Origin of the sequence: Hymenobacter lapidarius (assembly GCF_001816145.1) — a bacterium.
GTDB lineage: Bacteria > Bacteroidota > Bacteroidia > Cytophagales > Hymenobacteraceae > Hymenobacter > Hymenobacter lapidarius.
Genome location: NZ_MDZB01000074.1, coordinates 222,220 through 230,113, shown reverse-complemented (window position 1 = coordinate 230,113; position 7,894 = coordinate 222,220). Strand labels below are relative to the sequence as shown.

8 protein-coding genes are annotated in these 7,894 nt (G+C 59.8%); 2 read left to right on the top strand and 6 right to left on the bottom strand.

Annotated features, from left to right (window positions below):
• The coding region (locus BEN47_RS05360; RefSeq protein WP_204378281.1) for a DUF7003 family protein at positions 1-906 on the top strand (906 nt) is incomplete at its 5' end.
• A 9-nt stretch (positions 907-915) separates the two neighbouring features.
• On the opposite strand, the gene gldG is transcribed toward BEN47_RS05360, so the two are convergent.
• The 5 genes from gldG to BEN47_RS05335 form a co-directional block, all read right to left on the bottom strand.
• Positions 916-2,646, bottom strand: a complete 1,731-nt coding sequence (gldG, locus tag BEN47_RS05355; RefSeq protein WP_070725841.1) for a gliding motility-associated ABC transporter substrate-binding protein GldG — start codon at positions 2,644-2,646, stop codon at positions 916-918.
• On the bottom strand, positions 2,646-3,371 hold the full coding sequence (gene gldF / locus BEN47_RS05350) for a gliding motility-associated ABC transporter permease subunit GldF (protein ID WP_070725839.1): 726 nt from the start codon (positions 3,369-3,371) through the stop codon (positions 2,646-2,648). Before gldF ends, gldG begins: the two co-directional genes overlap by 1 nt.
• A 155-nt stretch (positions 3,372-3,526) precedes the next feature.
• On the bottom strand, positions 3,527-4,435 hold the full coding sequence (gene gldA, locus BEN47_RS05345) for a gliding motility-associated ABC transporter ATP-binding subunit GldA (protein WP_083322135.1): 909 nt from the start codon (positions 4,433-4,435) through the stop codon (positions 3,527-3,529).
• Positions 4,436-4,461: 26 nt separating this feature from the next.
• Positions 4,462-5,583: a TlpA family protein disulfide reductase gene (locus BEN47_RS05340; protein ID WP_083322134.1), complete on the bottom strand. Its 1,122-nt coding sequence runs from the start codon at positions 5,581-5,583 to the stop codon at positions 4,462-4,464.
• Between the two features lie 42 nt (positions 5,584-5,625).
• On the bottom strand, positions 5,626-6,321 hold the full coding sequence (locus BEN47_RS05335) for an SDR family oxidoreductase (protein WP_070725832.1): 696 nt from the start codon (positions 6,319-6,321) through the stop codon (positions 5,626-5,628).
• 27 nt (positions 6,322-6,348) lie between these two features.
• Between BEN47_RS05335 and BEN47_RS05330 the strand changes: the two genes are divergently transcribed.
• On the top strand, positions 6,349-7,146 hold the full coding sequence (locus BEN47_RS05330; protein ID WP_125921511.1) for a GIN domain-containing protein: 798 nt from the start codon (positions 6,349-6,351) through the stop codon (positions 7,144-7,146).
• A 4-nt stretch (positions 7,147-7,150) separates the two neighbouring features.
• Here the strand turns inward: BEN47_RS05330 and BEN47_RS05325 are convergent, their stop codons facing one another.
• Positions 7,151-7,873 (bottom strand): SDR family oxidoreductase, encoded by a 723-nt coding sequence (locus BEN47_RS05325; protein ID WP_070725829.1) that lies wholly within the window; start codon positions 7,871-7,873, stop codon positions 7,151-7,153.
• Between the last annotated feature and the right edge of the window lie 21 nt (positions 7,874-7,894).

Genomic DNA, 7,894 nt, shown 5'->3' with positions numbered 1-7,894 from the left:
GGTGGCTACACGCGTCAAGGGTCGTGGCTTCGTCGGGGCTTAGGGCAAGGGGGGCACGCATGGGGCGAAACTACGGCCCCTAAACTTATGCGTTTACTTATGCGCTACCACTTAAATCATCCCTACACTTACCTCATTGATACGCGACTAAATCTGTTTCGCAGTGATGAGGATTGGGCAATTGCGGCCGAAATAGTGGGCTACAATCCGCGAGGGGGAGGCATTGAACTCAATATTTACTACCACGGCAATTGTCTGATTGACCTGGAGCAGTATAACAACCGCTATGTCAATAACTACGCGGTGTATCCAATCGATGAAGAATCCTTCCAGAAAGCTGCTCCGGATGGGCTTCTAAGCCCTGCGTCGCAAAGCTTATTGGTACGTGGAGTTCAATTGAAATTAAGCCATGATAAGTCGGAATATCAACGCGCCGGGATTGAGCTAGTGGAGTTCGAGCCTGACCGAATTAGCATGGAAGAAGTTGGACGGCTGCTGATTATACAAAATGAAGCACTATTCCGGGCAACTGACGCGGAGCTGTATAAATCAATACCTCAGCAGCTTGAGAAGATTTTGGTGCTTGATGAATGGTATCATAAGGATTTTAATGTCGGGCCGCAAAAGGTGATGTCGGCAAATGACATTACCGCAACCTTCGAATTGAATCAGCAGAATAGCGGCTTGCAGGGAATGACGCAAGCAGATTTCGCTGCTATGATTCGAGCGCAGGAGGAAAGAATGGGACAGTTTGAATATGAGGAGTGGGAAACGGCACGCCCCAGTAGCTATGAAACATGGCAACAAATCGCCAAAGTGTTGATTACGGGCGACATCAGCCACTACTATCCCACGCAAACACCCAATACGCATTGGTCAAACTGGCCGGAATCTGGTAGTCTTTAAATACGACTATTACGCCCCAAACCCCGCGTAGCGCCGCTTGCGCCGCCACGCCCGCACGGCCCCGAACAGCCCCAGCAGCACCAGCGGTGCGCCCAGGTTCAGCAGCTGCCAGCTGCGGCGCTCTTCGGCCAGCTTCACTTTGTCGAGGGGTCGGAGGGTGATTTGCTTGCCGCGCACGGCGATGAGGCCGGTGTCATCGAGCAGGTAGTCGGTGGCGTTCAGGACCAGCTCGCGGTTGGCGAATTCGGTGTTGGCGAGGCGGTCGAAGCCCAGGCGGTAGGGGTTGCCGGTTTTGGGGTCAATTTCAGAGCGGATGAAGTCGCCATCGGCCAGCACCACGATTTTGGATGGTTTGGCCGTTGCCGACTTTTCGGGCTGAAACTGCAGGGTGCCGGGCCGGGCGCGGTTGGCGAACAGCGAGGGAAATTGCCCTTCCAGCAAATATCCCACGGGCTGAAATCCTTTCTGGTAGAGCTTGGGATTGGGCTCCAGGCGGGCATCGTTGAAGTTGATGGGCACCGGGGCGGGCAGTGCGCGGGTGTAGCGCGAGGTGGTGAGCAAGGCCGTTTTGCGGATGCCAGTGGCCTTCACCGTATCGAGGCTGCCCGTGAACTTCAGGTACACCGCGTCGAGGTTGCGGGTGATGGGATGGGCGCTGAATTTGTTGATGAGCGGGTAGAGCTGCCAGGGCATAGGCTCAATTTTGGGCTTGTTGCCGTCCATGCCAGTCACTAGCGGGATTTGGCCGCTGTTGAGGTCAAGCAGCAGGTTCTGGTTCAGACGCAGGCCGTACTTGAAAAAAAGGTCGTCGAGGTTAAGGTCGTAGGGCGTGGCCAGGGCCACGCCATTGCGGCTCACGCTGTCCAGGTCCACGCGCAGGGCATCGACGAAAAACAGCGCCCGGCCGCCCTGGGTGATAAACTGGTCGAGCTTGAATTTTTCATCCTCCGAATACGGGGTTTTGGGCTGGGCAATTACTATGGCGTCGAGGGCGCTCAGGTCCTTTACCTTGCTAAGCGTGACGCGGAACACGTCGTACTGCTGCTGCCAGGAGCCGAGCATGTCGCCGGCCTGTACGTTAGTGAGCTCGCCGTGGCCTTCCACCACGCCAATGCGCTTGCGCAGCGCGGGTACCAGCGCGCGAACGGTGCTGGCCAACTCATATTCCAGCCCCTCAATGCTTTGGTTGAGGCGCACGTCGGCCGGGGCGGCCTGGTTGCCGCGTAGCAGCAGCACGTTGCGGTCCTGGCCGCCCACGCTCACCACGGCGTAGGGGAAGATGATTTTCTCTACGCGCTTGCCGTTTTCGGTGGCGCCGAGGTTGGTGGGTTTCAGCCCTTTTTTGAGCAACGACTGATAGAAGGCGTCGCGGGCGGCGGGCGTGCTGGCCGCGCTGGGGTCGATGAAAATGTAGTTCAGGTTGGCGCCGCCGTACACCTGGAACTCGGTCAGGGTTTCGCGCACGCCCTGTTCCAGGCGGCGGAAAGCGGGCGGGAAGTCACCGGTGAGGTACACCGTGATGGTGACGGGCTGCTTAAGGTCACGCAGCAGCGTTTTGGTAGCCGGCGACATGGTGTAGCGCTTTTCCTCGGTCAAATCGAGGCGAAAGAAAAAGCGTTGGGCAACGAAATTGAACAGCAGCAAGCCCCCCAGCACCGCCGCAAAAAACAACAAGTCCTGCCGCTTGCGGGAAGCCGGAACCGGGGCCGCCACCGGCCACTCTGTGAGCGTATTTTCCATTACCAATTCCGGCTCCGTAGTACCAGGCGGGTTGCTTGCAGGGCCACCGCAACCACGCTGAAGAAATAAACCAAGTCCCGCGAATCAACCAGCCCCTTGCTCAAGTCGCGGTAGTGCGCCGCAATGCCCAGCTGGCCCACGTAGTACGCCGCGCTGCCTTCCAGCACCGAGGCCAGGGAGTCGAAGCCGGAGTAAATGAGAAAGCACCCCACCACGGCCACCAGAAACGCAATAATCTGGTCGCGCGTGAGGGCCGAGGCCAGCACGCCAATGGCCGCAAACACCGCCGCCAACAACGCCAGGCCCACGTACGAGCCCACCGTGGCCGCCGAGTCGATGTTGCCTTCCGGATTACCCAGCTTATACACAGAATAGTAGTACAGGAGCGTGGGTACCAGCGCCAGCAGAGCCAGCAGGAGGCAGGCCAGGTACTTACCGCCGATTATCTGACCATCGGTAAGCGGCCGGGTCAGGAGCAGCTCAATGGTGCCGGCTTTCTTTTCCTCCGCAAACGTGCGCATAGTGATGGCCGGAATCAGGAACAGGAATATCCACGGGGCCAGGTTGAACAGCGTTTGCAGGTCGGCATACCCGTAGTCCAGCACGCTGCTGTCGGGAAACACCCAGACGAACAAGCCGGTCGCAATCAGAAAAACCCCCAGCACCACGTAGGCCACAGGGGAGTTCAGAAAAGCGTTGAATTCTTTTTGGAGGATGGTTAGCATAGGGCGTTAATACCAATAAAAGGACGTCATGCTCATCTGGCGTCCGCGCAGCCGAAGCATCTCTACCGAGAGAGTAAATAATTACTATTGCGGTAGAGATGCTTCGGCTGCGCTCAGCATGACGTTCCTGTTTGTCATTCTCTGTCTGGTCGTTCTTACTTCGTCAATTCCCCGAATACCTCCTCCAGGCTCTGCTGCTCCTGGCGCAGGCCCAGCAGAATCCAGCCTTCCTGGCCGGCCAGGCGCGATACGGCGGCGCGCACGTCGGTGCCCGGTGCGGTGCGCAGCAGTACCGCGCCATCGGGGGCGGTTTCGACGTGGCGCACGTTGGGCAACTGGGCCAGCTTGGCGGTGTCCACTGGGCCTTCAAACTCGGCGCGCACCACGGTTTCGCCGGCGGCGCGGGCGGCCAGCTCGGCCACGGGGCTGTCGGCCACCAGCTTGCCCCGGCTGATGATGAGCACGCGGGAGCACAGCGCCGTGACTTCGGGCAGAATGTGGGTACTGAAAATGACGGTCTTATCCTCGCCTACCTCGCGGATGAGCTGGCGGATTTCCAGAATCTGGTTGGGGTCGAGGCCGGTGGTGGGCTCGTCGAGAATGAGCACGTCGGGGTCGTGAATGAGGGCCTGGGCCAGGCCCACGCGCTGCCGGTAGCCTTTGCTCAACGCGCCAATCTGCTTGTTTTGCTCGCGGCTCAGGCCCACGCGGCGCACCAGCTCGCCCACGCGGTTGCGCAGGCCCGCGCCCCGCAGCCCGTGCACCGACCCGATGAATTCGAGGTACTCGTGCACGTACATGTCCAGGTACAGCGGGTTGTGCTCGGGCAGGTAGCCTACGTGGCGGCGCACGTCGAGGCTGTGGGTGAGCACATCGAACCCGGCCACGCGCACAGTGCCGGCAGTGGGCGGAAGGTAGCCGGTGGCAACCTTCATGGTGGTGCTTTTGCCCGCGCCATTCGGCCCCAGAAAGCCCACTATTTCCCCCTTGCCAGCGGTGAAGCTGATGTTGTCCACGGCGTTTTGGGCGCCGTAGGTCTTGGTCAGGTTTTCTATTTCTACCATCAGAAGAGCAGTGTTGGCTCGCTAAATTATTCTTTCAAGGCTGCTTTGATGGCCGCTTCAAGTTGAGGAGTATACCCGGATTCATCAAGAACTACTTTGCCGTTTTTGCCAATGAGCACATAGCGGGGAAAGGAGTTTAGTTGGTACGCCGCTTCCACCGCCTCGCTGCCCAGCACGGTGGCGTAGCGGGCTCGCTGCCGCTTCATGATTCCCTGCGCTCGTTCCGCACTTTTCGGGTCCATCAACACGCCCAGAACGACGAATCCCTGTTTGGCGTATTCGTCCTGCAAGTGTTGTATTTCAGGCATCGCCGCAATGCAAGGGCTGCAGGAAGTGGTCCAGAAGTCAAGCAGCACAGTTTTGCCGCGGTAGCTGCTAAGCTGAACCGGCGCTTTAGCAAAGTTGACCAGCTTGAACGCCGGCGCAGGCTTCCCCACAAGTGCCAACGCCTTGCGCGGCTCTTCGGCCACGACGGGAGCGGCCGTGTGGGTCGTCAGAAACGACTTGCTTGCCAGGACTTGCTCGTCAAGGGGATTATTGACTCGGGTTTCAGACAAAATCTTGATGATACTCGACTGGCCCCCGGCTTTTTGGCTTACCGTGCGCACCATTTTCGGGCGTTTGGTAGCTTCGTCCAGCACGAGGTAGGTGTAGCGGTTCCGCTCGTCAACGTTGGGAAGGTCGGGGTAGTGCAGCCGTAGGATGGCTCCCTGTGGCCCGGTTTGGTAGGTCACGGATTCGTAGCCCGGCTCAATGGCCAGAAGTTCCGGAACCAGCATCTGTCCGCCGGGGCTACCTGGTAGGCCGGGGGCATAAGGGTTGTTTTCTAGTCTGAAAGTCTTGGCTTTATCATCCAACTCGTAGCCGACTTTGCCGTCGTACCAGTACCCTCGTGCCGCGTCGAAGCGGGTGCCCAGAAACCGCGCTCCGAGGACACTGCTCGCGGCGTCGCGCTGCATAATGGCCTGCCCCTTGCGGTTCCAAACAGATTTGTTGGGGAACGTATCAATTCGCTGCACGTGGTAGGCCACCGTATTGAGCGTGCCCAGGGCAGCCCGGTACTGCGCCAGCGCCTGCTCGCCGGTTTGGGCGTGGCCAATTTCGGCAACGCCAAGAACGGCTACAACGGCGGCGAACATTCTTTTCATGGGTAGAAAACGAAGTATTTAAAAGGACTAGGCGATGCCGGGTTACTTCTTTGGTTGGAGTGGCCGCATTTCCACTTCCACCACGTGAAAGTTAAAAGGCGTTTCCAAAGAGTAGATAATAAAACCGGCAATGTCGGCCGGGCTCATCATCGAGTCGTTGGGCGTGGCACCCGGAATGTCGTCGAAGAAGTTGGTCTGCGTCGAGCCCGGACTAACACACGTGACTTTGATGCCATCGTTGCGCACCTCCTTAAATAAGGACTGCGAAAAGCCGCGCACCGCAAATTTGGTGGCGCAGTAGCCGGCCATGTTCTCGATGCCGGTGGTACCCGCAATGCTGGCAATGTTGATGATGTGGCCCAGCTGCTGGCGCTTCATCTGCGGCAGCACGGCGCGTGAGCAGAAAAAAGTGCCGTGCACGTTGGTGTCGAACATCAGCTTCCAGTCTTCGGACTTAAACCCGTCAACAGCTCCCGCAATGCCCAGGCCCGCGTTGTTCACCAGCACGTGAATGTCGGGGCCCAGCTCGCGCAGGGTGTTGGTCAGGGCTTCGGCCACGGCCACTTCGTCGCGCACGTCGCACTCAAAAAACTGAAACCGCTCATGCACCAGGCCTTCGGGGGCGGTGCGGCCCCAGCCGGCTACGGCGGCACCGCGGGCCAGCAGCGCTTCCACGGTGGCGCGGCCTATTCCTTTGCTTGCGCCGGTAACGATGGCGACTTTGCCGGTAAGGTCCATTTATCTTTGATAAAATTTGAAAAGCAAATGCGTGATACGAGTTTGCGGCCGCAAGTTAGCCGCGCCGGAGGGTTTGGGGGGCGGGCTCTGGTGGGTCGGGCCATAGCGGGCCTGGCGTTGCTGGCGGGCCTGAGCGCCTGCGGGCCCGGCCACGGCGGCGACTGCCTGAAAAGCACCGGCCCCATCATCACCGAACGCCGTGCCGTGGAAGCCGGCCTCGTCACCGTAACGGCCTACGACAACGTGGACCTGCGCCTGGTGCAGGACACCCAAACCTATGCCGAGGTGCGCGCCGGCAAAAACCTGATTGGCGACATCGAATTCACCCGCAAGGGCAACAGCCTGGAAATTGCCAACACCAGCCGCTGCAACTGGGCCCGCCGCTACGACTCGCCCCGGGTGGTCACGCTGCACCTGCCCAGCATCACCAACGTGTTTTTGCGGGGGCAGGGCAACGGCAGCACTGTGGGCCAGTTCGTGCAGGACACTATTTTCTTCCACAACATCGGCTCCGGCGATTACGACATCGACGTGAAAGCCAAGCTGCTCTTCCTCGACCAGTACGAGCTGGGCGACATCAATGTGCGCGGCACTGCCGAGGAAATGAACTTCACCCTGGGCGGCATCGGCCGGCTGTTTGCCCAAAATCTGGCCCTGCGCCGCTGCTATTTCACGATGACACGCGACAGCGGCGGCGATGCCCACGTGCGCGCTTCCGACGCCGTGGCCGGTACCCACGCCGGCACCGGCACGCTCTACTATGGCGGCAACCCGGCCTTTACCGAAATTAGGATTACGGGCAAGGGGAGCCAAAAAACCGAGTAAAACCCTACAAATCTCCCAGTTGGGGCCGAATCAACAACTCCTCAATCACAGCCTGGGGCGAGAGGGAATACGCCGCAAACAAGGCCTCGGCTACGTCTTCGGATTTCACGAACCGGTCGGCGGGCAGGTCTATGCCCTCCCAACTAGCCGTCAGGGTGGGGCCGGGGAGCACGGCCGTCACACGCACCCCGCTGGGTTTGAGCTCCTCGCGCAGGTTTTTGGTGAAGCCCAGCAGCGCGTGCTTGGCAATGCCGTAGGAGCCGCCGTTGGGGTAGGCCGTGATGCTGGCTGTGGAGCAAATGGTAAAAATGTGCCCGCGGCGCCGGCCAATTAAGCCCGGCAGCAGGGGCAAGGTCACGTCGTAGGCACTCAGCAGGTTCACGGCCAGCATCTGGCGGAGCTGCGAGCCGTCAGCGGGCTCGTCCTGGAGGCGGCCGGGGACGAAGGCGCCGGCGTTGTTCACCAGCACTTCCACGGGCAGGCCCAGCGCCAGCACGAAAGCCGCGAAACGCGCGCAGTCTTCGGCCCGGCTGAGGTCGGCCGGCAGGGTATGAAGTATGGCGCCGGGAATAACGTCCCGCATGGCGGTTGTAAGGGCAGCCAAATCGTCGGCCGACCGGGCGCAGGTGGCCACTGGGTAGCCCGCCTGCAGAAAGCGCGACACTACGGCGCGGCCAATACCTTTGCTGCCGCCGGTGACGACAATTAATTTTTCGTTCGTTTGCACTTTTTGCTTCTGATTTTACGT